The sequence below is a fragment of the Vogesella alkaliphila genome (assembly GCF_014652475.1).
Taxonomy (GTDB): domain Bacteria; phylum Pseudomonadota; class Gammaproteobacteria; order Burkholderiales; family Chromobacteriaceae; genus Vogesella; species Vogesella alkaliphila.
The window spans coordinates 128,908-155,600 of the sequence record NZ_BMYW01000007.1 but is presented as its reverse complement, the minus strand read 5'-3'; the positions used below and the strand labels follow the sequence as shown (position 1 = coordinate 155,600).

24 protein-coding genes and 4 tRNA genes are annotated in these 26,693 nt (G+C 63.3%); 5 read left to right on the top strand and 23 right to left on the bottom strand.

What is annotated here, in order from left to right:
• Positions 1-105: 105 nt before the first annotated feature.
• A complete protein-coding gene (gene rnr / locus IE100_RS11950; protein ID WP_189374490.1) occupies positions 106-2,589 on the bottom strand; it encodes a ribonuclease R in 2,484 nt (827 codons plus the stop codon).
• 85 nt (positions 2,590-2,674) lie between these two features.
• Between rnr and IE100_RS11945 the strand changes: the two genes are divergently transcribed.
• The 4 genes from IE100_RS11945 (at position 2,675) to IE100_RS11930 (ending at position 3,182) form a co-directional block, all read left to right on the top strand.
• A tRNA-Leu gene (locus IE100_RS11945) sits at positions 2,675-2,761 on the top strand.
• Positions 2,762-2,809: 48 nt separating this feature from the next.
• Positions 2,810-2,896 (top strand) — tRNA-Leu (locus tag IE100_RS11940).
• A gap of 56 nt (positions 2,897-2,952) precedes the next feature.
• Positions 2,953-3,039, top strand: a tRNA-Leu gene (locus IE100_RS11935).
• Positions 3,040-3,095: 56 nt separating this feature from the next.
• Positions 3,096-3,182, top strand: a tRNA-Leu gene (locus IE100_RS11930).
• A 313-nt stretch (positions 3,183-3,495) separates the two neighbouring features.
• Here the strand turns inward: IE100_RS11930 and IE100_RS11925 are convergent.
• The 15 genes from IE100_RS11925 to ndk all read right to left on the bottom strand — a co-directional run bounded on the left by IE100_RS11925 (position 3,496) and on the right by ndk (position 18,627).
• Entirely contained in the window at positions 3,496-4,791 is a 1,296-nt protein-coding gene (locus IE100_RS11925) for an adenylosuccinate synthase (protein WP_189374489.1), read from the bottom strand.
• Positions 4,792-4,820: 29 nt separating this feature from the next.
• Positions 4,821-5,972, bottom strand: coding sequence for an ATP phosphoribosyltransferase regulatory subunit (locus IE100_RS11920; RefSeq protein ID WP_189374488.1), 1,152 nt, complete (start codon positions 5,970-5,972; stop codon positions 4,821-4,823).
• An 85-nt stretch (positions 5,973-6,057) separates the two neighbouring features.
• A complete protein-coding gene (gene hflC / locus IE100_RS11915; protein WP_189374487.1) occupies positions 6,058-6,933 on the bottom strand; it encodes a protease modulator HflC in 876 nt (291 codons plus the stop codon).
• A gap of 16 nt (positions 6,934-6,949) precedes the next feature.
• Positions 6,950-8,164, bottom strand: coding sequence for an FtsH protease activity modulator HflK (gene hflK / locus IE100_RS11910; protein WP_189374486.1), 1,215 nt, complete (start codon positions 8,162-8,164; stop codon positions 6,950-6,952).
• Entirely contained in the window at positions 8,151-9,287 is a 1,137-nt protein-coding gene (hflX, locus tag IE100_RS11905; protein WP_189374485.1) for a ribosome rescue GTPase HflX, read from the bottom strand. Before hflX ends, hflK begins: the two co-directional genes overlap by 14 nt.
• Before the next feature lie 75 nt (positions 9,288-9,362).
• Positions 9,363-9,620, bottom strand: a complete 258-nt coding sequence (gene hfq / locus IE100_RS11900; RefSeq protein WP_047966110.1) for an RNA chaperone Hfq — start codon at positions 9,618-9,620, stop codon at positions 9,363-9,365.
• Positions 9,621-9,704: 84 nt separating this feature from the next.
• On the bottom strand, positions 9,705-11,069 hold the full coding sequence (gene der / locus IE100_RS11895) for a ribosome biogenesis GTPase Der (RefSeq protein ID WP_189374483.1): 1,365 nt from the start codon (positions 11,067-11,069) through the stop codon (positions 9,705-9,707).
• 12 nt (positions 11,070-11,081) lie between these two features.
• On the bottom strand, positions 11,082-12,221 hold the full coding sequence (bamB, locus tag IE100_RS11890; protein WP_189374481.1) for an outer membrane protein assembly factor BamB: 1,140 nt from the start codon (positions 12,219-12,221) through the stop codon (positions 11,082-11,084).
• Positions 12,222-12,223: 2 nt separating this feature from the next.
• Positions 12,224-12,856: a YfgM family protein gene (locus IE100_RS11885; RefSeq protein ID WP_189374479.1), complete on the bottom strand. Its 633-nt coding sequence runs from the start codon at positions 12,854-12,856 to the stop codon at positions 12,224-12,226.
• Between the two features lie 12 nt (positions 12,857-12,868).
• A complete protein-coding gene (hisS, locus tag IE100_RS11880; RefSeq protein WP_189374477.1) occupies positions 12,869-14,140 on the bottom strand; it encodes a histidine--tRNA ligase in 1,272 nt (423 codons plus the stop codon).
• Positions 14,141-14,194: 54 nt separating this feature from the next.
• Complete coding sequence (ispG, locus tag IE100_RS11875; protein WP_189374476.1) at positions 14,195-15,469, bottom strand: flavodoxin-dependent (E)-4-hydroxy-3-methylbut-2-enyl-diphosphate synthase; 1,275 nt, start codon at positions 15,467-15,469, stop codon at positions 14,195-14,197.
• Between the two features lie 7 nt (positions 15,470-15,476).
• On the bottom strand, positions 15,477-16,316 hold the full coding sequence (locus IE100_RS11870) for a RodZ domain-containing protein (RefSeq protein WP_189374474.1): 840 nt from the start codon (positions 16,314-16,316) through the stop codon (positions 15,477-15,479).
• 5 nt (positions 16,317-16,321) lie between these two features.
• Positions 16,322-17,062 (bottom strand): type IV pilus biogenesis/stability protein PilW, encoded by a 741-nt coding sequence (gene pilW / locus IE100_RS11865; protein WP_189374472.1) that lies wholly within the window; start codon positions 17,060-17,062, stop codon positions 16,322-16,324.
• Positions 17,059-18,153, bottom strand: coding sequence for a dual-specificity RNA methyltransferase RlmN (gene rlmN / locus IE100_RS11860; RefSeq protein WP_189374471.1), 1,095 nt, complete (start codon positions 18,151-18,153; stop codon positions 17,059-17,061). Before rlmN ends, pilW begins: the two co-directional genes overlap by 4 nt.
• Positions 18,154-18,201: 48 nt before the next feature.
• Positions 18,202-18,627, bottom strand: a complete 426-nt coding sequence (gene ndk / locus IE100_RS11855; protein ID WP_047966118.1) for a nucleoside-diphosphate kinase — start codon at positions 18,625-18,627, stop codon at positions 18,202-18,204.
• Between the two features lie 135 nt (positions 18,628-18,762).
• Between ndk and IE100_RS11850 the strand changes: the two genes are divergently transcribed.
• Positions 18,763-19,569, top strand: a complete 807-nt coding sequence (locus IE100_RS11850; protein WP_189374469.1) for an SPOR domain-containing protein — start codon at positions 18,763-18,765, stop codon at positions 19,567-19,569.
• Positions 19,570-19,644: 75 nt separating this feature from the next.
• Here the strand turns inward: IE100_RS11850 and zapE are convergent, their stop codons facing one another.
• The 7 genes from zapE to pyrF all read right to left on the bottom strand — a co-directional run bounded on the left by zapE (position 19,645) and on the right by pyrF (position 26,678).
• Positions 19,645-20,802 carry a cell division protein ZapE gene (gene zapE / locus IE100_RS11845; protein ID WP_229800362.1) on the bottom strand — a complete coding sequence of 386 codons (1,158 nt, stop codon included), beginning with the start codon at positions 20,800-20,802 and terminating at the stop codon, positions 19,645-19,647.
• Between the two features lie 46 nt (positions 20,803-20,848).
• A complete protein-coding gene (gene cysM, locus IE100_RS11840; protein WP_189374467.1) occupies positions 20,849-21,745 on the bottom strand; it encodes a cysteine synthase CysM in 897 nt (298 codons plus the stop codon).
• Positions 21,746-21,989: 244 nt separating this feature from the next.
• Positions 21,990-22,991: an ADP-glyceromanno-heptose 6-epimerase gene (rfaD, locus tag IE100_RS11835; protein WP_189374465.1), complete on the bottom strand. Its 1,002-nt coding sequence runs from the start codon at positions 22,989-22,991 to the stop codon at positions 21,990-21,992.
• A gap of 52 nt (positions 22,992-23,043) precedes the next feature.
• Positions 23,044-23,622 (bottom strand): DUF924 family protein, encoded by a 579-nt coding sequence (locus tag IE100_RS11830; RefSeq protein WP_189374463.1) that lies wholly within the window; start codon positions 23,620-23,622, stop codon positions 23,044-23,046.
• 23 nt (positions 23,623-23,645) lie between these two features.
• On the bottom strand, positions 23,646-24,608 hold the full coding sequence (rfaE1, locus tag IE100_RS11825) for a D-glycero-beta-D-manno-heptose-7-phosphate kinase (RefSeq protein WP_189374461.1): 963 nt from the start codon (positions 24,606-24,608) through the stop codon (positions 23,646-23,648).
• Between the two features lie 7 nt (positions 24,609-24,615).
• Positions 24,616-25,935, bottom strand: coding sequence for a UDP-glucose dehydrogenase family protein (locus IE100_RS11820; protein WP_189374459.1), 1,320 nt, complete (start codon positions 25,933-25,935; stop codon positions 24,616-24,618).
• Positions 25,932-26,678 (bottom strand): orotidine-5'-phosphate decarboxylase, encoded by a 747-nt coding sequence (gene pyrF, locus IE100_RS11815; protein ID WP_189374457.1) that lies wholly within the window; start codon positions 26,676-26,678, stop codon positions 25,932-25,934. Before pyrF ends, IE100_RS11820 begins: the two co-directional genes overlap by 4 nt.
• Positions 26,679-26,693 lie beyond the last annotated feature (15 nt).

The following is a 26,693-nucleotide window of genomic DNA, read 5'->3' as shown; positions in this document are numbered from 1 at the left end:
GAATCTACAAGTCGTTGATTTCACAAGCATCCCGCCAGCAACAAAAATGAAAAAGGTTGGCCGCAATGCTTGCGGCCAACCTTGGGCGAGTCAAAACACAGTGGATTACGAAGTACGGCGGCGGCGAGGAGGACGCTTTACCCACTCCTCGGCAACCACATCCTGATTCGGCACTGTCGCGGGCACTGGAATCGACTCCGGAATTTCAGCTGGCGGCACCACAAGCTCCGGTGCAATGACGGGTGTTGCCCTGCGCCGGCGAGCTGGCACCGATGGTGGCACCTCGATCGGCGCCACTTCTTCCGCAAGAGGAGACACTTCCTCTACCGCCGTGGCCGTCACTGCCAGCGGCTTTGCCTTTGAGCGGCGGCGAGACGGCTTACGCTTGGGCGGCGTTTTCTCCTCGCCACCAGCCAGCTCACCACGAGTTGCCAGCGCAAACTCGACCTGCACCGTTTCCAGGTTCGCCCGCACCACCCGCACCTGTACCGCATCCCCCAGCCGGTAGTGCAAGCCGCTCTTCTCGCCGACGATGGCTTGCTGCTCTTTCTTGAAGTGGAAGTAGTCCTTGCCCAACTCGGAAATGTGCAACAGACCTTCCACATAAAGATCGTCCAGCAATACGAACACACCAAAACCGGTTACGGCACTGATCTTGCCGCTGAACACCTCTCCTACCTTGTCCTGCATATAGTAGGTTTTCAGCCAGGCCTGCACTTCGCGACTGGCGTCATCGGCGCGGCGCTCCGTCATCGAACAATGCTCGCCCAACGCCTGCCACTTGCCCGGCTTGTACTTCTCACCGGCCAGCACTGCCTTGATGGCACGATGCACCAGCAAGTCAGGATAGCGGCGAATCGGAGAGGTAAAGTGGGTATAGGCGTCGTACGCCAGACCGAAGTGACCGATATTGTCCGGCGCATATACCGCCTGCTGCATCGAACGCAGCATCATGGTCTGCACTACCGGTGCATCCGGGCGCAAGGCAACCTTCTCTGCCAGCTCGGCATAGTCCTTGGGCGTCGGCTTGTCTTCGCCCCCCAGCGTGAGCCCCAACAGGCGCAGGTAATTGCGCAGGTTGAGCAGTTTTTCCGGCGTCGGCCCCTCGTGAATGCGGAACAGGCATTTGTGCCGGTTCTTGAGCAGGATGTCGGCCGCACAAACGTTGGCCGCAAGCATGCACTCCTCGATCAGACGGTGGGCCTCATTACGGGATACCGGCACAATCTTGTCGATCTTGCCGTGCTCATTGAACACCATCTCCGTCTCGACACTCTCAAACTCGATGGCACCGCGCCGAGTACGCGCCCCCAACAACACCTGGAACAGCTGGTGCAGGGTCTGCAATTGCGGCAGCAATGGGCTGTCACTCCCCTGCTGCAACCAATCCCACACCTGGTTGTAGGTTAGTCGCGCCTTGGAGTTCATCACCGCAGGATAGAAGCGGTAAGCCTTGATCTTGCCTTTCGCCGAAATCTGCATATCGGCCACCATGCACAGACGATCGACATTGGCGTTCAGCGAGCAAATGCCGTTCGACAGCGCCTCCGGCAGCATCGGGATCACCCGCCGCGGGAAATACACCGAGGTACCACGTACCACGGCATCGCCATCCAGCGCATCGCCCGGCCTCACGTAGTGACTGACATCGGCAATGGCCACCACCAAGCGGAAGCCCTTACCCTGACGTTCGGCAAAAACGGCATCATCGAAGTCGCGCGCCGTTTCGCCGTCGATGGTTACCAGCGGCAAGGAGCGCAGGTCGACCCGTGATTTGTCCAGGTCCTTTTTGCGCACCTTGGTCGGCGTTGCCGCCGCTTGCGCCAGCGCGACATCGGAGAACACATGCGGTAGGTCATGCTTGCGCAGCGCCACCTCGATCTCCATGCCAGGGTCGGCGTAGTTGCCCAGCACCTCGATAACCTTGGCGATTGCCGGGCGGTGTTCGTCGGGATAGGAAACGATTTCCAGCATCACGACCTGGCCATGCCCGGCACCACCGTGCCCCTCCGGCTCCAGCAGCAACTCCTGACCGATGCGACGATCCTCGGCCTTGGCCACGCCAACACCGTGCTCGAAGTAGACGCGAGCGACCAGCGTCGTCTGCGCCCGCTCCAGCACCTCGACAATGCGCCCTTCGCGACGACCACGTCGATCGGTGCCGGCCAGCCGCACCATGACGTGATCGCCATGCATCGCCTTGCGCATCTCGCGCTCGGGCAGATAGATATCCTCACCGGTAACGCCGTCCGGCACCGCGAAGCCAAAGCCGTCCTTGTGACCGCTGACGCGGCACGGCAGCAGATCCAGCTTGTCGGCAACACAGACCTCGCCCTTGCGATTGATCAGCACTTGCCCGGCCCGCTCCATCGCGCGCAAGCGGCGCTCGAATAAGGGCTGCTCTTCTGCGGTAATCTCCAGCACGGCGGCAAGCTCGCCGAATTGCATTGGCACCCCCTGCTGCGCAAGAATTTGCAGAACAAACTCCCGACTAGGCAAGGGATTGTTATATTGGCTCTTTTCCCGCTCCAGGAACGGATCGGAGAGGCGAATTGCCGATTCAGATGAAGATTTTTTAGTAGCGACCATTGACACGTCCAGAAACTTCCTTATAATGCAGGGCTTCGTCGCAATCACTGCAACACAGTGGAAACGATGATACAGCAAATGCATAGCCCAGGTGGCGGAATTGGTAGACGCACTAGGTTCAGGTCCTAGCGCCCGCAAGGGTGTGGAAGTTCGAGTCTTCTCTTGGGCACCATTCAACTGTAGTTGATTGATGCAATATGTATAGCTGAAAATCTGGTTGGCCCAGGTGGCGGAATTGGTAGACGCACTAGGTTCAGGTCCTAGCGCCCGCAAGGGTGTGGAAGTTCGAGTCTTCTCTTGGGCACCAACACGATTTATGTAGCGCCTGTAAACGGCGCTATTGTTTGAAGCAGTAAAAGGTTTGCCCAGGTGGCGGAATTGGTAGACGCACTAGGTTCAGGTCCTAGCGCCCGCAAGGGTGTGGAAGTTCGAGTCTTCTCTTGGGCACCAACAGAATTGATACAGCACGTGTAAACGGGCTGTTGCTTGAAGCAGTAAAAGTTTTAGCCCAGGTGGCGGAATTGGTAGACGCACTAGGTTCAGGTCCTAGCGCCCGCAAGGGTGTGGAAGTTCGAGTCTTCTCTTGGGCACCAAAACAAAAACACCGTTGAGACATCTCAACGGTGTTTTTGCGTCTACTCGGCAAAAACTGCCGCAATTCGTACCTCCCTCTTCCGCCTGCACCGGCCAGCTTGCCACGCCCCTTAACTGCACCGGCGTCATACCACCAGCCTGCAACACAAGCCTGCCTCACCCCGACCATCACGTGGATATCGGCCATCACGCCGCTCTGCGACATAGCGGCACAGCAGTGGCAGTGCTGCGGCCAACCTTTGTCAGTCGCCATCCATAGCTGCAGACGCAAAAAAGCCCGCCAAAGCGGGCTTTTGCTTGAAGCAGACAACCTTACAGACCGTAAGGATGACGCAGCACGATGGTTTCCTCGCGATCCGGACCGGTCGACACGATATCCACCGGTGCGCCGCACACTTCGGCGATACGGGTCAGGTAGGCTTGCGCATTGGCAGGCAGATCTTCCCAGCGCTTGGCACCGAAGGTGGATTCGCTCCAGCCTGGCAGCGTCTCGTACACCGGCTGGCACTTGGTTACCGCATCGGAGCCGAATGGCAGGATATCAACCTGTTGGCCATCCAGGGTGTAACCGACACACAGCTTGATCTCTTCCAGGCCATCCATCACGTCCAGCTTGGTCACGCACAGGCCGGAGACGCCGTTGATCTGGATCGAGCGCTTCAGCGCTGCGGCATCGAACCAGCCGCAGCGACGCGGACGGCCGGTGACCGAACCGAACTCGTTACCACGCTTGGCCAGGAAGGCACCGATTTCGTTGTCCTGCTCGGTCGGGAACGGGCCGGAACCGACGCGGGTGGTGTAGCCCTTCACGATACCCAGCACGTAGTTGAGCATCTGCGGTGCCACACCGGCGCCCGGTGCAGCAGCACCGGCCACACAGTTGGACGAGGTGACGAACGGGTAGGTGCCGTGGTCGATGTCCAGCAGCGTGCCCTGCGCGCCTTCGAACAGCAGCGGCACGTCGGCCTGGCTCAGGTCGTACAGCGTGCGCGACACGTCGGCCACCATCGGCTTGATGCGCTCGGCCAGCAGCATGGTCTGCTCCAGGATCGCGTCGTAGCTTACCGGCTCGACCTTGAAGTACTCGGTCAGCTGGAAATTGTAGTAGTCGACGTTTTCCTTCAGCTTGGCGGCGAAGGCTTCGCGATCGAACAGGTCGATCACGCGCAGTGCGCGGCGCGCCACCTTGTCTTCGTAAGCCGGGCCGATGCCGCGACCGGTGGTACCGATCTTGCCGGCACCCTTGGCCGCTTCGCGGGCCAGATCCAGAGCCACGTGGTACGGCAGGATCAGCGGGCAGGCTTCGGCGATCTTCAGGCGGCTGGCAACATCGACGCCAGCGGTTTCCAGCTCGTCGATTTCCTTGAGCAGCGCCTCCGGCGACAGCACCACGCCGTTGCCGATGAAGCACTCGACGCCGGCACGCAGAATGCCCGACGGGATCAGGCGCAACACGGTCTTTTTGCCATTCACAACCAGAGTATGACCAGCGTTGTGACCACCCTGGAAGCGGACGACACCGCGAGCATGGTCCGTCAGCCAGTCAACAATCTTGCCCTTGCCCTCGTCACCCCACTGGGTGCCGATTACGACGACATTCTTGGACATTGGTAAACCTCTTCTCTTCAGAAATCAAATTACTTAAACGGTACAAGCTGCCAGTTTTCGCCAGCCTTGACCAGTTCACGATCACAATTCAGGGCGGCAGCAGACTCGCCCAGATAATCCACAATGACCTTCTCGCCGCGCGCACGCAGTTCGGCCACTTTTATTGTCGCTTGCGGCAACAGGTTGGCCGCAAGCTTGATTCCCTTGGCACTTTCGTTCTGCGGCAGGATACGGATCAGGTCGCGCAGATCGAGACTGAAACCGGTCGCCGGCCGGGCGCGACCGAAGCGGCGGCCAACGTTGTCGTAACGACCGCCACGGGCCAGCTCTTCCGCCCAGCCTGGGGCGTAGGCGGCAAACATCAGGCCGTTGTGGTAGTGGGTGCCACGCAATTCGGTGAGGTCAAAGTTGAGCTCGACCTCGCCTTCCAGCGAGCTGGCCACCGCGGCCAGCTGCATCAGGCCGAGTTCGACTTCCGGCAGCGACGGTAAGCGGGTACGCGCCTTGTCCAGCACCGCGCGCGAACCGTACAGCTCCGGCAGCGCGAGGAAGGCGCTGCGATACGGCTCGGCAACATCGACCAGCAACTCGCGCAGCGTCGATTGATCCTTGGCCTGCAGGACCGAGAACACCTCGGCCGACAGCTCGGCGCCAAGGCCCGCAGCCTGCACCAGACCGCGGAACAGCCCCATATGACCGACATCCAGACGCAGACCGTCAACGCCGATCTGGCGCAGCGAGGTCAGCATCAGGCGGATGATTTCCAGGTCGGCCTCGATGCCGGCGTAACCGTACAGTTCGGCCCCGACCTGCAGCGGCTCGCGCGAGCTCATCAGGCCGTCCGGACGCGAGTGCACCACGCTGCCGGCGTAGCACAGACGGGTCACACCGGTGCGCTGTGACAGCAGGTGGGCATCGATACGCGCCACCTGCGGCGTGATGTCGGCACGCAGCCCCAGCTGACGACCGGAAAAATGGTCATCCAGCTTGAAGGTCTTGATCGCCAGCGCGCCGTCTTCCGGCGTCACCAGTGCGTCGTAGTATTCAATCAGCGGCGGCAGGACCAGTTCGTAGCCGGAGGTACGAAACAGCTCAAGCATCGATGCCTTGGCAGACTCAACCTGACGGGCGGTGGCCGGCAGGATGTCCGCAACATATTCGGGTAACAGCCAATTACGCATCTATCTCTACACACAATAAAAGGCGGGATTCGCGATCCCGCCTTGTTGATAAGCTTGCCGTCTCTCCCCGGCTCGTTGCCCGCGCTTACTTGGCCGCGGGCTTGGTGCTCTTGAAGTACTTGAAGAACTCGGAGCTTGGGTCCAGCACCAGCACATCGCTCTTGTTGCGCATCGTCTGCTTGTAGGCATCCATGCTGCGCCAGAAAGCGTAGAACTCCGGATTCTTGCCGTAGGCTTGCGCGTAAATCGCACCAGCCTTGGCATCGCCCTCACCCTTCATCGTCTGCGCCTTGCGATAGGCTTCGGCCAGCAGCACTTCGCGCTGACGGTCGGCATCGGCACGGATACGTTCGGCTTCGGCCGCGCCCTCACTGCGCAACTGGCTGGCCACGGTGCGACGCTCGGAGTTCATCCGTTCAAAAACCGAAGCACTGATTTTATCCGGAAAGTCGACTCTTTTTAAGCGCACATCCAGAATTTCCATACCAATTTTTTGCGCGTCGAGGTTGGCCTTCTTGCGGACATCCTCCATGACTTGGTCGCGCTGGCCGGATACGACATCGGCAACACTCTTCTGGCCGAATTCGGCGCGCAGGCCGTCGTTGATGGTCTGCTTTAGACGCGCCACCGCGGCCAGCTCGTTGCCACCCACGCTCTTGTAGAACTGCTCGACATCACGCACGCGCCACTTGACGAAGCTGTCCACCAGCACGTTTTTCTTTTCGCGGGTGTTGAACAGCTCCGGCTCTTCCGGGTCGATCGTCTGGATGCGGCGATCGTAGTAACGCACGTTCTGCAGCACCGGCACCTTGAACTGGATGCCAGGCTGCTCGATGACCCGTACCACCTCGCCAAACTGGAACACCATCGCGAACTGGCGCTGGTCTACGGTAAACAGCGACGATGAGGCGATCAGCAACAGCACGGCCACACCGATCAAAGAAGGAAGAAGTCGTTCCATGGGGGGGCTCCTGTTATTAGTTACGCCCGCGAGTCACATCGCGGCTGGTGGAACCGGACGAAGACGGCGCGACGGGGGCCACCACCGGTGGCACCTCGGCAGGCTGTGCGGCGCTACCCGACGGGAGCGACGGTGCGGCGACACTGGATTGCTGGATCAGCTTGTCCAGCGGCAGGTACAGCAGGTTGTTGCCCCCCTTCTGGTCGACCAGCACCTTGGTGGTATTGCTCATCACCTGCTGCATCATGTCGAAGTACAGGCGGTCACGCATCACCTTCGGCGCCTTCGCATACTCGGACAGCACGCTGTTGAAACGTGCGGCGTCACCCTCGGCGGTAGCCACCACATTCTGGCGATAACCCTCGGCCTCTTCCAGCAGACGCGCTGCCATACCCTTGGCCTTCGGTACCACGTCATTGGCGTAAGCGACACCGTCGTTACGCAGCTTTTCCTTGTCCTGGCCAGCCTTTACCGCGTCATCGAACGCCGCCAGCACCGGCTCCGGCGGCTGCACGCCGTTGATGTTGACCTTGGCCACCCGCACGCCCAGCTTGTAGCGGTCCAGGATCGCCTGGATGATGCGCTGGGTATCGGCCGCGATCTGGGCCCGCCCCTCGTTCAGCACGAAATCGACCTTGTTGCGGCCAACCACTTCACGAATCGCCGTTTCCGTCGCCTGCTTCACCACGTCGCGGGCATCCGCCTCGGTGGCCAGGTTGTTGAACAGGAAGTCGCGCGCGTCCTTGACGTCGTACTGCACCGACAGCTGCACGTCGATGATGTTCTGGTCTTCGGTGAGCATCAGCGACTCTTCGTTGATGCGGTTCTTGGCACTGCCGCGGTAGCCGACCTCGATGCTGCGCACCTCGGTCAGGTTGACGATCTCCACCGTTTCGAACGGATACGGTGCGCGCCATTGCAGGCCGGAATCGGTCGTGCGGTTGAAGCTGCCCATGCGCAGCACCACCCCCTGCTCGCGGGCATCGACGATGTAGAAACCGCTCAGCAGCCACAGGCCGGTCAGTGCCGCCAGCACGCCGGCAGCGCCGAAGCGCATGCCGCGTGGCGACTCGCCACTGCCGCCGCCATTACCAACCGGCGGCTCCTCATCCGGGCCACGGTTACCCAGCAGGCGCGACAGGCGCTGATTCAGCTTGCGGAAAATTTCGTCCAGATCCGGCGGGCCATCGTTCGGACGTTTACCACCCCAGTTAGGATCATTCTGTGCCATAGCGGTCTCGATCTTCTATGTTATGGTCATTATTAAAGCCGTGCAGCCGTTCGGCAATCGCCTGCCGCAAGAGTTCCAGCCCTTCCCCGGTCAGCGCCGATACGCGGACCGCGACCGGCTCGCCATGTTCGCCGCGTTCGATCTGCGGCGGCAAGCCGCGCAGGTCGGTCTTGTTCCACACCAGTAGCTGCGGGGTGCCGCTGGCACCGATCTCGGCCAGCACCTTGTCCACCTCCTCGATCTGGCGGTCCTTGTCCGGCGATGCGGAGTCGACCACATGCAGCAGCATGTCGGCCTGGATCGTTTCTTCCAGCGTGGCGCGGAACGCCGCCACCAGCGAGTGTGGCAGGTCGCGGATGAAGCCCACGGTATCGGACAGCACGATGGACAGCTCCGGGCTGAGGTACAGCTTGCGGCTGGTGGTATCCAGTGTCGCGAACAGCTGATCCGCGGCGTAGGCCTGCGCCTTGGTCATCGCATTGAACAGGGTGGACTTGCCTGCATTGGTATAGCCGACAATCGATACCGACTGCAATCCGGAGCGTTCGCGGCTGCGGCGCTGCGTCTTGCGCTGGCGGGCAACCGCGGCCAGGCGATCTTTCAGCATCTTCACGCGCAAGCCGAGCAAGCGGCGGTCGGTTTCCAGCTGGGTCTCGCCCGGTCCGCGCAGGCCGATACCCCCCTTTTGCCGCTCCAAGTGAGTCCAGCCGCGCACGAGACGGGTAGACAAGTGGGACAACTGCGCCAGCTCGACCTGCAACTTGCCCTCGTGGCTGCGGGCGCGCTGGGCAAAGATATCCAGGATCAGGGTGACACGATCGACGACGCGGCACTGCAGCACGCGCTCCAGATTGCGCTCCTGCCCGGGCCCGAGGGCGTGATTGAAGATCACCACGTTGGCCGCCACCGCCTTGACCAAGGCCGCGATCTCCTCGACCTTGCCTTTGCCAGCGAACAGCGCGGCATCGGGACGCTGGCGTTTGCCATGGATGGTCCCGGCAACGGTGACACCGGCACTGCGCACCAGGTCCACGCATTCCTGCACGCCCTCGTCATAGTCGGGCGCGCCAAAGTCGAGACAGACCAGTACGGCGATGTCTCCTAGATCCGGGCGATCAAACACGAAAGATCTTTCTGAGAGGGGAAACCGGTCGGCAATCGCTTGCCGGACCGGCATTCAGGCGGAACAGGCAGTGACTCAAGCGTCGGCAGCGTCGGACTTGGCGCCGTGATTGTCATGCGGGATGTTTACTGGGCGCGCTGGTACCACGGTAGAAATGGCATGCTTGTAAACCATCTGGGTGACCGTGTTTTTCAGCAGCACCACATACTGGTCGAACGACTCGATCTGCCCTTGCAACTTGATGCCGTTGACGAGGTAGATGGAAACCGGCACATGCTCCTTACGCAGGATATTAAGGAACGGGTCTTGTAACATTTGCCCTTTAGAGCTCATTTTGTTCTCCGATTTCATGGAATTGTAATTTCGTTACTAGCAAGCGGCGCTAAGACTCTTTTTAGCATAAAAAAAACCGCCGTACTATTTTCGGCCCTTGTGAACCAGCAAACTCGGCTTGGTGCCTGTTGCTTCCTTCTCAAAGGGGTTGGTATTGGACTTGTATTGTACCCGCAGCGGCGTGCCTTGCAGCTGAAAAGCTTTACGGAACATGTTTTCCAGATAACGGGTGTAGCTGTCCGGAATCTTGCTCAGCGCATTGCCGTGCACCACGATGATGGGCGGGTTCATGCCGCCCTGGTGGGCGTAGCGCAGCTTCGGACGGATCGGACCGGTCCGCGGCGGCAGCTGGCGCTCGACGGCCAGTTGCAGGATGCGGGTCAGCTTCGGCGTCTGCAGCTTGGTCATCGCCGCGCGGTAGGCTTCGTCGATCGACTTGAACAGGTCGGCCACGCCCTTGCGCTCCAGCGCCGAGATGTAGTGGAACTTGGCGAAATCAAGGAAACCGAGCTTGCGCGCGATCTCGTGCTTGATGGTTTCCTTCTGGTGATTGTCGAGGTTGTCCCACTTGTTCACCGCGACCACCAGCGCCCGGCCGGCCTCCAGCGCAAAACCGGCGATGGTGGCGTCCTGCTCGGAAATGTCGAGCTGCGCGTCCAGCACCAGCACGGCCACGTTGGCGTCTTCGATCGCCTGCATGGTCTTGATCACCGAGAATTTCTCGATCGCCTCGTCCACCTTGCCGCGACGACGCACGCCGGCGGTGTCGATGATGGTGTACTGGCGACCTTCGCGCTCGAAATCGATGTAGATGCTGTCGCGGGTGGTGCCGGCCTGATCGAAGGCGATCACGCGGTCCTCACCCAGCACCGCATTCACCAGCGTCGACTTGCCGACGTTGGGGCGGCCGATGATGACGAACTTGGGATGGTTGACCTTCGGCTCTTCCTCGGCATCCGGGAAGTGCTCCAGCACCATCTCCATCAGTTCGCGCACGCCGTCGCCGTGCGAGGCGGAGATCGACAGCGGCTCGCCCAGCGCCAGCTCGTGGAACTCGGCGGTCGCCACGGCGCTGCGCATGCCTTCGGCCTTGTTCACCACCAGGTAAACCGGCTGGTTGCTGCGGCGCAGGCGGTTGGCGATGATCTTGTCCTGCGGTGTGATGCCGGTACGGCCATCCACCAGGAACACGATGGCGTCGGCCTCGTCCACTGCCTGCAGCGTCTGCTTGGCCATTTCGAACAGGATACCCTCGTCCACCACTGGCTCGAAGCCACCGGTGTCGATCACCAGGTACGGCTTGCTGCCGACACGGCCGTGGCCGTAGTGACGGTCACGGGTAAGACCCGGCTGATCCGCTACCAGCGCATCGCGCGAACGGGTCAGACGGTTGAACAGGGTCGATTTGCCCACATTGGGGCGCCCTACCAGGGCAATAGTCGGTTTCATTCAGCACTGCTTTTAGAGTGTGACCGCCGACAAGGTGCCGTTGGTGTCGAGAACGTAGGCAATATTGCCGAGCACGAGCGGGCGTGCAATGGTTCCTTCCACCTTCAGCTGGCTGCGGCCAACGATTTGTCCATCAACAGGCGAGAGCAAATGTGCATAGCCCTCGCCATCTACTGCCAGTAAGTTATTACCCAGCTTGACCGGGGCGGTCACGTTGCGATAACGCAGTGCGTCCTGTTTCCACAGGTTGCGGCCGGTATCCGGGTCGAACGCCCAGATCGAGCCGTCATCGGCCGTGGAATACACGCCCTTGGCATCCATCGACAGGCCGCGGCTGCTGGCCAGCTCGCGCGCCCAGGCTTGCTCACCGCCACGGGCCTCGAAGCAGCCGATCCGCCCCTGATAGGCCACGGCGCAAACGCGGCGGCCATCAAAGACCGGCTGACTGACCACGTCCGTCACCCGTTCCAGTTCACTTGCGCCACGCGGTGAAGCGACAACCGCCTCCCACAGCATGCGCCCCTGCTCCAGTGCATACACCGCCAGCTTGCCGGAGGCGGAGCCGACCAGCAGCACGTCGTCACCTTCCACCTTCAGCTGCGGCGTGGTCTGTTTGACGGTCAGCGCCGGCAATGGTTGCCACTCGGTCCACAACTGGCGACCGCTCTGGATATCAAAGGCACTGATGCGACCGTCGTTGCTGCGCGTCACCACCGCCTTGCCGCCGACCTGCGGCGGCTCGGCCAGCACGCTGGTCAGCGTCTGTTCCCATACGATCTTGCCGGTATCAAGGTTGGCCGCAATCAGCTTGCCCTGGTCGTTGCCGGCAAAAATCAGCTTGTCGGCGATGGCGACGCCGGCACTGAGCTTCTGTTCGAAGTCGAACCAGCGGCTCTCGTTGCCGTTCAGCACGTTGATGGCGCTGACCTTGCCGTCGCCACCGGCCACCCACAGCAAGCCCTGGTCGTAGAACGGCGTGAACAGGCCGCCCTCCGCCGCCGGCACGCTGGCCTGCCACTGCACCTTCAGCGTGCTTTGCTGCGCAATCGCCTGCAAGGGCGTCGGCTCGAAACCGACCGAACCTTCAAACCAGCTGGCGCAGCCGCCGAGCAACGGCAAGACAAGGGCGGCACAAATGAGACGTCGCTTCATGATCAATTTCCCAGGGAGTCGAGCTTGGTCTGGATAAAGTCGCGCAAAGTTGCATCCGGCGACGCCTTGGCCAGAGCGGCCTTGTAGCTGTCACGGGCGCCGGACGCATCGCCACGTGCCACCAGCACATCGCCCTTCAGGTCCAGGAACAGCGTATCGAAGCTGGCCGGATGCGCCTGTGCCAGCTCGGCCAGTGCCGCATCGTACTGCTTCTCGTCGAGCAGCACGGTCGCCAGACGCAGGCGGGCGACCGCCTGCAACGACTCGTCCTGCTGGCCGCTGGCCAGCAACCACTTCAGCTGGGCTCGGGCAAAGGCGAGGTCGCCCTTGTCGAAGGCAGCCTTGGCCGCCACCAGCGCCGCATTGGCGGCATAGGCGGAGCCAGGATGCGCGCTTTGCAGCGCGGCAGCGGTGGCCTTGACCTTGTCGAGGCTACCGGTCTGCACCTGCTGTTCCAGCTGCGAGTAGATGGTGGCCGCCTTGGCGCTTTCCGCCGCGCGGTACATCTGCCAACCCTTGTAACCGAGATAGGACAGCAACACCGCCAGCACGACAGCGGACAGCAGCTTGCCCCACTGTGCCCAGAAGGCCTTGATCCAGTCTATCTGTTCCTGCTCCTGCAAATCGAAAGCCATGCATCCCCCTCGTCAAGACTTGAAGCGGGAAACCGCCGCAACCACGTCGGCCGCGGCAACGATTTCCTGCGCGGCGTCGGCACGCAGTGGCTTGATCACCGCCTGCGCCGTCGCCACTTCGTTTTCTCCGATGATCAGTGCCACGGCGGCGCCGCAGCCATCGGCCTTTTTCATTTGCGACTTGAAGCTGGCATCGCCCATGTGCTGGATCACGCTCAGGCCAGCCTGGCGCAGCGACTGGGCCAGCTGCATGGCGTAGGCGGTGGCGCCCTGCCCCTGGTTGACGATGAACACGTCGACACTGCGACGCGCCGGCAGCAGGTCCTTCTCGGCCAGCAACAGCAGCACGCGCTCCATGCCCATGCCGAAACCGATGCCCGGCGCCGGCTTGCCGCCCAGCTGCTCGATCAGGCCGTCGTAGCGGCCGCCGGCACACACAGTGCCCTGCGCGCCCAGCTCGGTGGTCACCCACTCGAATACCGACTGGTTGTAGTAGTCGAGGCCGCGCACCAGGCGCGGGTTTTCCACGTAAGGGATGCCCAGCGCGTCGATCAGCGCCTTCCAGCCCTCGTAGTGCTCGCGCGACGTGTCACCCAGGTAGTCGCTCAGCCGCGGCGCGGCATTGGCCATCTCCTGCAGCGCCGGATTCTTGGTGTCCAGCACCCGCAGCGGGTTGCTGTACAGGCGGCGCTTGCCGTCCTCGTCCAGGATGGCGACGTGCTGCTCCAGGTAGGCGATCAGCGCCTCGCGATGCGCGGCGCGTTCTTCCTTGTTGCCCAGGGTGTTGATTTCCAGCTGCACGCTACCGGCCAGGCCCAGGCGGCGCCACAGCTCGGCGGTCATCGCGATGATCTCGGCGTCGATGTCCGGTCCGTTCATGCCCAGCGCTTCCACGCCGATCTGGTGGAACTGGCGGTAGCGGCCCTTCTGCGGGCGCTCGTGGCGGAACATCGGGCCCATGTACCACAGCTTCTGCGTGGTGTTGTACAGCAGGTTGTGCTCCACCACCGCGCGCAGGGTGCCGGCGGTGCCTTCCGGACGCAGCGTCAGCGAGTCGCCGTTCAGGCTGTCGGTGAAGGAGTACATTTCCTTCTCGACGATGTCGGTCACTTCGCCGATGGAGCGCACGAACAGCGGCGTGGACTCCACGATCGGGGTGCGGATGTTCTGGTAGCCGTAGTCCGCCAGCCAGCCGCGCAGCGTGTTTTCAAAATACTCCCACTGGTGCGACTCGGCCGGCAGCACATCATTCATGCCGCGTATCGCTTGCAACTTTTGAGCCATTACGATTGTTCTTCCGGAATTCTGTGGATTCGATTCTAAGGTTGGCCGCAAGCCCTACACGGACTTGATCGGGATGGTGCGCGCCACCACTTCGCGGCGCTTGGCACCACCCTCGCCGTATCGGGTTTGCACGTAGTTGTCGACGATGGCCTTGAACTCGGTGGCGATATTGTCGCCCTTCAGCGTCACGTCCTTGTGGCCATCGACATAGACCGGCGCCACCGGTACCTCACCGGTGCCCGGCAGGCTGATGCCGATGTCGGCGAGCTTGGACTCGCCCGGGCCGTTGACCACGCAGCCCATCACCGCCACCTTCATGTCCTCCACCCCCGGATACTGCAGACGCCAGATCGGCATCTGCTCGCGCAGATAGGTCTGGATGCTGTCCGCCAGCTCCTGGAAAAAGGTGCTGGTGGTGCGGCCACAGCCGGGACAGGCGGTCACCAGCGGCGTGAACGAGCGCAGGCCCATGGTCTGCAGTAGCTCCTGCGCCACCACCACTTCCTTGGTGCGCGCCTCGCCCGGCTGCGGGGTCAGCGAGATGCGGATGGTGTCGCCGATGCCTTCCTGCAGCAGCACCGCCAGCGCGGCGCTGGAGGCGACGATGCCCTTGCTGCCCATGCCGGCCTCGGTCAGGCCCAGGTGCAGCGGAAAATCGCAGCGGCTGCCCAGGTCGCGGTACACGGTGATCAGGTCCTGCACGTTGCTGACCTTGCACGACAGCAGGATATGGTCGGCCGGCAGCCCCAGCTCCATCGCCTTGTCGGCCGATTCCAGCGCCGACACGATCAGCGCCTCGCGCATCACCACGTCCAGCGTCTTGGGCTTGGCCGCACGGTTGTTGGCGTCCAGCATACGTGCCAGCAGCGCCTGGTCCAGACTGCCCCAGTTGACGCCGATACGCACCGGTTTGTCGTACTCGACGGCGGTACGGATCATGAACGCGAACTTGTCGTCGCCCTTGGCACCCTTGCCGACGTTGCCGGGGTTGATGCGGTACTTGCCGAGTGCACGCGCGCAGTCGGGGTAGTCTTTCAGCAGACGGTCGCCGTTGAAGTGGAAGTCGCCGACCAGCGGCACGTCGCAACCGAGGTCGTCCAGGCGCTGGCGGATTTCCGCCACGCGGGCGGCCGCCTCCGGACTATTGACGGTAATGCGCACCACCTCGGAGCCGGCCTGCGCCAGCGCCTGCACCTGCTGCACGGTGGCAGCGGCGTCGGCGGTGTCGGTATTGGTCATCGACTGCACCATCACCGGGTGCGCGGAGCCCACCATCACGTGGCCGATGGCCACCTGGCGGGTTTGACGACGTTTGATCGTTGCGTCCATCTGCGTGTTAGTTCAATTCCAGTTTGGCGGTAGTCCCGCGAATCTTGCCGGCCAGATCGACCGGCTGGCCGTTATAGGACAGCTCGGCGTTGGCCGCATTGCCGATCACCACGCGGAATGGTGGCCGGCCCTGCAGCTGGCGGCTGTCGTTGGCGGCCAGCGTGGCGTACACCAGTTTCTTGCCGTCGGCATCGGTGATCGACACCCAAGCCTCCTGGCGCACGCGCAATTCGATGCGCCCCTGCCCGGCGACCGGCGCGGCGGCACTTGGAGCCGAGGCCGCCACGGCGACCGGCGCCGTCACCGCCGGTGCGGCCGGCTGCGGCGCCGATGCAGCCACCAGCGGTGGCGTGACCGCCACCACGTCGGAGGTCGTCGGCTGCATGGCGCTGGCGTCGGGATCGGCCACCGTCGGCACCAGGGCCAGCGGCACCGAGGACTGCACCTCCGGCTCGGCGGCACCCGGCAGCAGGAACCAGCCGCCGGCAATCACCAGCAGCGCGCCCAGCGACAGCGGCAAGGCCAGCGAGGCCTTGGCCGGCTCCTCGTTCACCGGCACCAGCGCCGCCGGCGGCGTATCCAGCGGCACGCACTGGTCCAGACGCGCCACCAGTGCATCGGCATCCACTTCCATGTAACGGGCATAGCTGCGCACGAAGCCGCGGGCAAAGGTGGCCCCCGGCAGGCTGGCGAAATCGCCGCGCTCGATGGCGTTCAGCTGCTTGACCGACAGTTTCAGGCGATCAGCCACCTCGCCAATGCTCAGGCCCTTGCCCTCTCGGGCAGCACGCAACTCCTGCCCGATAGCCACGGCAGTGCTGTCTTGTTGTTGGTTATCCGCTTCCATGCTTTTCAGTTTCCGCTAAGCAACATCTGGGCTTCCCCGGTATCGGGAAAACGCGTTTTCAGATAATCGGCCAGGCGTGTCTCCATCGCCCGATCCTGTTTTAAACGTGCCAGACGAATCCCCATCATCAATTCCGCTGGCGACATGCGACGCTCGTCAAACTTCAGGCGTTCGTAATAAAAGGTCGCCAGCGTGACATTTTTATCCAACAAAGACAAGTTCAGCAGTTCGCGCAACGCGGCGCCGTCATTCGGCGCCCGGCGCAGCGCGGCCAGCAGCCACTGGTTGGCCAGCGGGCGCTGGTCCATGCGCACCAGGCAGGCCGCCTTGTTCACCATCGCCGATTGCGGCGACTGGTACAGCGGGTCGGCCAGCGCGCGATCGAAGCGCGTGATCGCCTCTTCGTAACGGCCGCGGCTGCACAGGTACCAGCCGAAATTATTGTTGACCTCGGGGTTGGTCGCATCCAGCTTCAGCGCGCGATTGAAGGCGGCTTCCGCCTCGGCATCGACCCCCAGCTGCATGTAGATCAGGGCGCGGGCGAGGTAGCCAGCCTGAAAGGTAGGATCAAACTTGATGGACTGATCGGCGTTTTCCAGCGCCACGCGCATGTTGCCGATCTTCATGTACTCGATTGCCAACAGGGCCCGTGTCTGTGCCAGTTCGCGCGGGGTAGCGCCGTCGGCGAAAGTCAGCGTACTGGCCAGCAGGGCGGCCAACAGGATGACGACACGGGTTCGCTTCATTGGTCTTTTTCCTCGGCGATGCGTATCCACTTCTCCTGGCGCCGGGTCTTGTCCTGCACCTGGCCGGCCAGCTGGCCGCAGGCGGCGTCGATGTCGTCGCCGCGCGTCTTGCGCACGGTGACGATGAAGCCGGCTTCCTGCAGGATTTCGCGGAAATTGCGGATCGCGTTGTTGCTGGAACGCTCGTAACCGGAATTCGGGAACGGGTTAAACGGAATCAGGTTGAACTTGCACGGCACGTCGCGCACCAGCGCGATCAGCTCCCGCGCATGTTCCGGTCTGTCGTTGACCCCGTCAAGCATCACGTATTCGAAGGTGATGAAGTCGCGCGGCGCCTTCACCAGGTAGCGCTGGCAGGCGGCCATCAGCTCCTTCAGCGGGTATTTCTTGTTCAGCGGTACGATCTCGTCGCGGATGCGATCATTGGAGGCGTGCAGGCTCACCGCCAGCGCCACCGGACAGGCCTCTTTCAGGCGGTCCATCTGCGGCACCATGCCCGAGGTGGACACCGTCACGCGACGGCGGGACAGGCCGTAGCCGTGGTCGTCCAGCATGATCTGCAGCGCCGACACCACGTTGTCGAAGTTGGCCAGCGGCTCGCCCATGCCCATCATCACCACGTTGGAGATCACGCGCTCGTTCTTCGGCGTCACGCCCATCGCCTTGTTCGCCCACCACAGCTGGCCGATGATCTCGGCGGTGCTGAGATTGCGGTTGAAGCCCTGGCGACCGGTGGAGCAGAAGGTGCACTCCAGCGCACAGCCGACCTGAGATGATATGCACAAGGTGCCGCGGTCATCCTCGGGGATGAATACGGTCTCCACACCGTTGCCGGTGCCGACGTCCAGCAGCCACTTGCGGGTACCATCTTCCGATTCCTGCGACACCATCAGGTCCGGCACGCCGACAATGGCCGTATCGTGCAGCTTGGCACGCAGGCTCTTGGCGATGTCGGTCATGGCGTCGAAGTCGGCTTCGCCCATCTGATGCATCCAGCGCATGATCTGCTTGGCGCGGAACGGCTTTTCGCCCATCGCGGCAAAGTGGTCGGTGAGCTGGGGAAGGTTGAAGTCGAGCAGGTTGGTCTTCATGTCAATCTCTGGAAATGGCGGCCGCCACAGGCAGCCGCCGGGTACAACTTAGCGTGCGCAGATCTCGGTCGCGGCGAAGAAGTAGGCTACTTCGATCGCGGCGTTTTCGAGGCTGTCGGAGCCGTGAACGGCGTTGGCATCGATGGAATCAGCGAAATCGGCACGGATGGTACCGGCTTCGGCTTTCTTCGGATCGGTCGCGCCCATCAGTTCGCGGTTTTTCAGGACGGCGTTTTCGCCTTCCAGCGCCTGGATCATCACCGGACCGGAGATCATGAAGCTCACCAGGTCGTTGAAGAAAGGACGCTCTTTGTGCACGGCGTAGAAGCCTTCGGCTTCGGCGCGCGACAGTTGCTTCAGCTTGGCGGCCACGACTTTCAGGCCGGCGGATTCGAAGCGGTCGTAGATCTTGCCGATAACGTTCTTGGCGACTGCGTCCGGTTTGATGATGGACAGCGTACGTTCGATTGCCATATAAATTCTCCCTGTTTACAAGCGAAATGGTTACACTTGCCAAGCTATTTTCAAGCTTGACGGGTTACCCAATTTTGAGGAACCCGGTATTTTACCAGTGTTCACCAGCGTTTGCTGCACAGAATGTAAACCGAGATGAATCCAACGCCACAACAGCGCCCCCCCGACGGCGACAGCGGGCTGTCGCCCCAGATCAAGAAACGGATTGCGATTGCCAGCGGCCTGGTTCTGGTGGCCCTGGCGGCGATACCGATCATCGACAGTTTCAATACACCGGCCACTCCGCCGACCCCGGCCAGCACCCCGATCAGCTCCGGTCGCATCATCCAGAAAGACAGCAGCGACAGCGCCTCGCTGAGCCTCAGCGCCATCGACAGCAGCGCGCCGCTGGACGCCAGTGCCGCCAGCGCCAGCGAGCCCGCCGGCAGCTCGCCGCTGGCGCCGGCGCCCGGCAGCCCGGCCAGCGTCACCCCTCTCAGCCCGCCGCAGATCCAGGCGCCCCAGCCGCGTGCACCGGCCGTCGCCATCACGACGACACCGCCGCTCAGCAACGGCAAGAGCGTCACGAGCGTCGCGCCGCGCAGCGAACCGCCACGCCGTGACGGCGCCGTGACGGCGCCGGCCATCACGGCGACACCGGCTCCCACGCCCGCCATCCGCGTGCCACTGGCCGAAAAACCGCCCGCGCCGCCGCGCCTGCCGGCCCCCGGCATCGCCCCGCAAGGCAGCTCCTTCGGCTACCAGGTGCAGCTGGGCCTGTTCTCCAGCCCGGACAATGCCGAGAAACTGGTGACCGACCTGAAAAGACACGGCATCACCGCGCACACCGAAACCCGCGTCCAGCTGGGTCCGTTCCGCACCCGCGCCGAAGCCGAGGAAGCAATGCAGCGCCTGCGTGCCCTGGGCTACCAGCCGCTGCTGATTCCGGCCGGCCAGCGCTAACCTCTCGCCAGACAAACAAAAGGTTGGCCGCAACACTGCGGCCAACCTTTTTTCATGACACACGATAACGACTGCTCAGGTCTCGGTAATGCCGTCGGCGATTCTGAAGTCGTCCACCAGGTGCGGCAGTTCCAGATAGGTGCGCGACTGCATCTCGGTCAGGCGGCTGGCGGTGCGGAAAAACTCGCTGGCCTGCGGCCCCTCGGTATAGATCAATTCCGGCGCCACCGCGCAGGACGCCACCAGCTTGACGCGGTGGTCGTAGAACACGTCCACCAGCCAGGTGAAGCGCCGCGCCATCGACGCATCGCGCACCGCCAGCTGCGGAATGCCGGACACGAACACGGTGTGGTATTCGCTGGCGATCTCCAAGTAGTCGGTCTGCGCGCGCGGGCCGTCGCAGATGGCGCGGAAATCGAACCAGATCACCCCCGGCGCGTGGCGCTTGAGCGGAATGTCGCGCCCCAGTACCGCCAGCGAGTGCTCCAGCTCGCCGGAGGCACCGGCCAGCCGCTCGAACATGTCCTGCATCTTCGTCTCGGCATCGGCATCGGCCGGCACGTGGAACAGCGGCTCGCGCGTCAGCTCGCGCAGACGGTAGTCGTTGCCGCCATCGACATTCAACACCTCCAGATGCTGCTGCAGCAAGGCGATGGTGGGCAGGAAGTTGCTGCGCATCAGGCCGTTCGGATACAGGTTTTCCGGCGGATAGTTGGAAGTCATCACGCAGATGATGCCCTGCTCGAACAAGGCGGCGAACAGGCGGCCGAGGATCATCGCATCGGCAATGTCGCTGACGTGGAACTCGTCGAAACACAGCAGGCGCACATCCTTGGCAATACGCGCCGCCACCGTTTTCAGCGGATCGGCCTCGTTGGACACCGTGCGCAGCTGCTTGTGGATTTCCGCCATGAAGTGGTGAAAGTGCACGCGGCGCTTGCGGTTATAGGGCACGCAGCCGAAGAAGGCGTCCATCAGGAAGCTCTTGCCGCGGCCGACGCCACCCCAGAAATACAGGCCGCGCGGCACTTCCGGCTTGCGCAGGCTGCGGCCGAGGAAGCGGTTGCGCTTGTCCTTGAACTCCACCAGCGTCTGCCACAGCTCGTCCAGCCGCTCGATGGCGGCGGCCTGGGCCGCGTCGTGGATAAAACCCGGCTGCTGGCTGGCCGCCTGGTACCAGGTCTTGGGGCTCATCGAGCCGTCGCTCGGCGGCGAAAAAACGTGTTGGGACATAATCGCTTCGGTTCGGGGTTGGCCGCAGCGTGCGGCCAACGTTGACTCAGGAAAACAGGCCGGTGGACAGGTAGCGGTCGCCACGGTCGCAGACGATGGACACGATCACCGCGTTCTCCAGCTGCTGGTTCAGGCGCAGCGCCACCGCCAGCGCGCCGCCGGACGACGGGCCGGCGAGGATGCCCTCCTCGCGCGCCAGCTGGCGCGCGGTGTCTTCCGCCGTCTGCTGGTCGACCAGCAGCAGCTCGTCGATGCGCGAGAAGTCGCAGATCTTGGGCAGGTATTCGTCTTCCCACTTGCGGATACCGGGAATCTGGCTGCCGGGCTGCGGCTGCACGCCGATGATCTGGATGGCCGGGTTTTGCTGCTTCAGGTAGGCGCTGGTACCCATGATGGTGCCGGTGGTGCCCATGCTGGACACGAAGTGGGTGACCGTACCGGCGGTATCGCGCCAGATCTCCGGCCCTGTACCTTCGAGGTGGGCCAGCGGATTGTCCGGGTTGCCGAACTGGTCGAGGATGCGACCGACGCCCAGCGCCTCCATGCGTCGCGCCTCGTCGATGGCGCCGGGCATCGACGCCGCCTTCGGCGTCAGGATCACCTCGGCACCGTAGGCGCGCATGGTGTCGATGCGTTCCTGGCTGGAGTTTTCCGGCATCACCAGGATCATCTTGTAGCCCATCATGGTCGCCGCCATCGCCAGCGCGATGCCGGTGTTGCCGCTGGTCGGCTCGATCAGGGTGTCGCCGGGCTTGATCTCGCCGCGCGCCTCGGCGTGGCGGATCATCGACAGTGCCGGCCTGTCCTTCACCGAGCCGGCCGGGTTGTTGCCCTCCAGCTTGACCAGCACCACGTTGCTGCTGTTACCCGGCATGCGCTTGAGGCGCACCAGCGGGGTGTTACCGACGAAATCTTCGAGATGTTTGAATACGGGCAGGGTCATTGGCGTCTCCTAGTGCGCCGCATTATACCGGCTTGCACCCCGCTGTCGCCGCCCCGCGGCCAGGCGCGCGGCGGCACGGCAAAACAAATCCATCATAATCAACGACTTGAAATCACACCGCCCTTTGGAATTTTACATGCCTTGAATATAACCGGATGTCGCAGCCGTCGCTCGGCCACACCTCACGAGGCAAAGACAAAGCCCCGTTCAAGGAACGGGGCTTGCTGTTGGCAAAGCGCGGGGCTCAGCCCTGGCGCGCGACCAGCCAGTCCACGTAACGGTCGACGCCCTGCTCCACGGTCAGCATCGGCGCGTCGTAACCCGCTTCGCGCAGCTTGCCGATGTCGGCCCGGGTGAAGCTCTGGTACTTGCCCTTCAGCGCCTCCGGGAAGTCTATGTATTCCAGGATGCCGTACTCAACCATATCCGCCAAAGACAATGCATCTTTACCTTCGTGGCGGCGGCAGGCGTTGACGGTGGCCACCGCCACGTCGTTGAACGGCTGCGCGCGGCCGGAGCCGAGGTTGAAGATGCCGGACTGGTCCGGATTGTCGAGGAAGTACAGGTTGACGTTGACCACGTCCTCCACCGACACGAAGTCGCGGCTCTGGGTGCCGTCGGCGTAGCCGTCGTAGCCGCCGAACAGCTTGACCTTGCCGGTTTCGCGGTACTGGTTGAAGTTGTGGAAGGCGACCGAGGCCATGCGCCCCTTGTGCTGCTCCTGCGGGCCGTAGACGTTGAAGTAGCGGAAGCCGGCCACCTGCGCGGTGAGGCCCTCCTTCATGCGGCGGCGCAGCACCTGGTCGAACAGGAACTTGGAGTAGCCGTAGACGTTGAGCGGGCCCTCAAACTGGCGCTCTTCCTTGAATACTGATCCCTTGCCGTAGGTGGCGGCGCTGGAGGCGTACAGGAAGGGGATTTCCTCGGCCTGGCAGAATTCGAACAGCTCCAGCGTGTACTGGTAGTTGTTCTCCATCATGTACTTGCCGTCGTGGTTCATGGTGTCCGAGCAGGCACCCTGGTGCAGGATGGCGCGGATCTCGCCGTCGAAGTCGCCGCTGCCGATCAGGCTGATGAAGTCCTGCTTGTCGAGGTAGTCGCTGATCTCGCAGTCCACCAGGTTGACGAACTTGTCGCCGCGGGTGAGGTTGTCGACGGCGATGATGTCGGTTTCGCCGCGGGCGTTGAGCGCCTTGACGATGTTGGAGCCGATAAAGCCGGCAGCGCCGGTAACGACGATGGTCATATGTATTCCTCGCTGGACGGGCCGGCCTGCGGCCAACCCATAGTCAAATTCGTTAAAAGCTGCTGCCCGGCTGCTGCAGAAAGGCGGTTTCTTCCGCGGTGTTGTCGCGTCCCAGCGCCGCGTTGCGGTGCGGGAAGCGGCCAAAGCGGGCAATGATGTCGCGGTGGCGCTGCGCGTAGTCCAGCACGCCGGCGTAGCCGGGACTGTCCGCCGGCAGCGCGGAAAAGCAGTGCACGCAGTCGTCCTGGTCGCTCAGTCGCTCGCTGTGTTCCAGTGGCAGGTAGCAAAACCAGCGCGCTACCGGCGGCAGCTGCGCGTCCAGCCCAGCCGCCAGCATCGCGTGTGCCACGTCACGCGCCTGCGCATCGCTGGCAAAGGCGCGCGCCTCGCCACGGAACAGGTTGCGCGGAAACTGGTCGGCCACGATCAGCCAGGCCAGAGTCTGGCGTGCATCGTGCAGCGGCGGATCCAGCCTGTCGGCCTGCAGCCCGTCCACCAGCGGCAGGAAACGCTCGCGGATGATGGTGTCGAAGGCCTCGTCCTTCCTGAACCAGGCTTCACGCGGAATGGCCAGCATCTCGTCGCTGTCGCCACCGAACCAGAACTGCAGGACTTCCTGGTGCCACAACATGCCGGCCTCGCTTTCTGCGACGGTTACAGTGCAAACAGTTCGCGCTGGTGGCACACCGCGGTGCCCAGCTTGGCCACCACGATGCCGGCGGCGGCATTGGCCAGGCGCATCGCCACAGGCAGCTCCAGCCCGGCAGCCAGCATCAGCCCCAGGGTGCCGATCACGGTATCGCCGGCACCGGATACGTCGTACACCTCCTGCGCCAGCGTCGGCTCGTGCACTGCGCCGTCGGCACGGTACAGCGTCATGCCCTCTTCGCTGCGCGTCACCAGCAAGGCGTCGAGATTCAGCTCGCCGCGCAAGGCTTCGGCCTTGGCGCTGAGCTGCGCCTCGTTCTGCCAGCTGCCGGCGACCTGCTTGAATTCGCTGCGATTCGGGGTCAGCAGCGTGGCGCCGGCGTACTTGCTGTAGTCGTCGCCCTTGGGGTCGATCAGCACCGGCTTGCCGGCGGCACGCGCCAGTTCGATCATCCGCGCCACGTGGGTGAGGCCGCCCTTGCCGTAGTCGGACAGGATCACCACGTCATGGGCGGCGACAATGGCGGCGTACTCGTCCAGCTTGTCGGCCAGAATCTCGTGGCTGGGCGCATCTTCGAAATCCAGGCGGATCAGCTGCTGCTGCCGCGCCACCACGCGCAGTTTCACGGTAGTGGCAATTTCCGGGTCGCGCTTGAGCGAGGCGCGGATGCCGTCCTTGACCAGCAGCCGCTCCAGCGCGGTCGCGGCCTCGTCGTCGCCGACCACCGACAGAATGGTGGCCTGGCCACCCAGGCTGGCGATATTGCGTGCCACGTTGGCCGCACCGCCGGCACGCTCTTCCATGCGGCTGATCCTGGCCACCGGCACCGGCGCCTCCGGCGAGATGCGACTGACGTCGCCGAACCAGTAGCGGTCCAGCATCACGTCACCGACCACCAGAACTTTGGCTTCGGCCAACCGTGCGGCCAACGTTGCGGGCACGAGGCCCAGCGTGTTCAACAGGTTCATGCTCACCTCAACGGCCGATGGCGTGGTATTCGAAGCCCTGCGCGCGCAGCCAGGCCGGATCGTACATATTGCGACCGTCGAAAATCAGCGGCTGCAGCAGCAGGCGTTTCAGTTCGCTGAAGTCCGGGCTGCGGAACGCCTTCCACTCGGTGGCGATCAGCAGCGCATCGGCGCCGTGCAGCGGGCTCATCATGTCGTCGGCGAAGGCAAAACCGGCGATGCCGGCCATGGTGCGCGACGCTTCGTGCATCGCCACCGGATCGAAGGCGACCACTTGCGCGCCGCGACGGGTCAGCTCGTCGACAATCACGCGGCTCGGCGCCTCGCGCATGTCGTCGGTGTTGGGCTTGAACGCCAGCCCCCACAGCGCGAAGCGGCGGCCGGAGAGGTCGGCGCCGAACTTGGCGACCACCTTTTCCACCAGTCGCAGCTTCTGCGCGTCGTTGGCGGCCTCCACTGCGGTCAGCACCCGCATCGCGTGGCCGTTGTCGCGGCCGGTGGCCACCAGCGCCTTCACGTCTTTCGGGAAGCAGGAACCGCCGTAGCCGGTACCCGGATACAGGAAGTGGTAGCCGATGCGCGGATCGGAGCCGATGCCCTTGCGCACCAGCTCGATGTCGGCGCCCAGCGTTTCCGCGAGGTTGGCCAGCTCGTTCATGAACGAGATGCGAGTCGCCAGCATCGCGTTGGCGGCGTACTTGGTCAGCTCGGCGGAGCGCACGTCCATGAACAGGATGCGCTCGTGGCTGCGCTGGAACGGCGCGTACAGGCGGCGCATCATGTCGATGGCGCGCTCTTCCCCGGCGCCGACCACGATGCGGTCCGGCTTCATGAAGTCCTCGATCGCGGCGCCCTCTTTCAGGAATTCCGGATTGGACACCACGCTGTAGTCGAGGCTGACGCCGCGTGCGGCCAACGTTGCCGCGATCGCGGCGTTGACCTTGTCGGCGGTGCCGACCGGCACCGTCGACTTGTCGACGATGACCTTGTAACCGTCCATGTGCTGGCCGATATTGCGCGCGGCGGCCAGTACGTACTGCAGGTCGGCGGAGCCATCCTCGTCCGGCGGCGTGCCGACGGCGATGAACTGGATGTCGCCGAACGCGACCGACGCGGCCACGTCGGTGGTGAAGCTGAGGCGGCCGGCGGCGACGTTGCGCTTGACCATCTCCTCCAGCCCCGGCTCGTAGATCGGGATACCGCCAGCCTGCAGCATGGCGATCTTGGCCGGATCCACGTCCAGGCACAGTACGTGATTACCCACTTCGGCAAGGCAGGTGCCGGTGACCAGGCCGACATAGCCCGATCCGATTACGGTGATGTTCATGCTTTTGTCGCCAGATAGGATTGAATGTCGACATTGATCGCCGCCAGTGCGGCCAGCGGATCGGCGGCCTGGGTGATCGGGCGGCCGATCACCAGGTAATCGGCGCCGGCCTGCAGCGCGGCGACCGGCGTCATCACCCGGCGCTGGTCGTCGGCGGCGCTGTCGGCAAGGCGGATGCCCGGCGTCACCAGCTTGAAGTCGCGGCCCAGTTCGGTTTTCAGCAGCGACGCTTCCTGCGCCGAGCACACCACGCCGTCCAGACCACTGTCTTTTGTCAGGTGCGCCAGACGCAGCACCTGTTCCTGCGGCGGCACGGTGATGCCGATTTCGGCCAGATCGCTGGCCTCCATGCTGGTCAGCACCGTGACCGCGATCAGCAGCGGGCGCTGGCTGTACTGCGCCAGCGCCTCGGCGGCGGCGGTCATCATGCGGCGGCCGCCGGAGGCGTGCACGTTGACCATCCACACCCCGGCTTCGGCCGCCATCTTGCAGGCGTGGGCCACGGTATTGGGAATGTCGTGGAATTTCAGGTCCAGGAACACCTGGAAGCCGCGCGCCTGCAACTGCTGCAGCAGCTGCGGGCCGGCAGCGGTAAACAGCTCCTTGCCAACCTTCAGCCGGCACTGCAGCGGGTCAAGACGGGAGGCAAAGGCCAGCGCGGCATCGGCGGTGGCAAAATCCAGTGCCACCAGCACCGGCGAGGTAACGTTGGCCGCAAGGCCGGGCGCCATCAGGGGATTCATGTTGTTCCAGTCTTC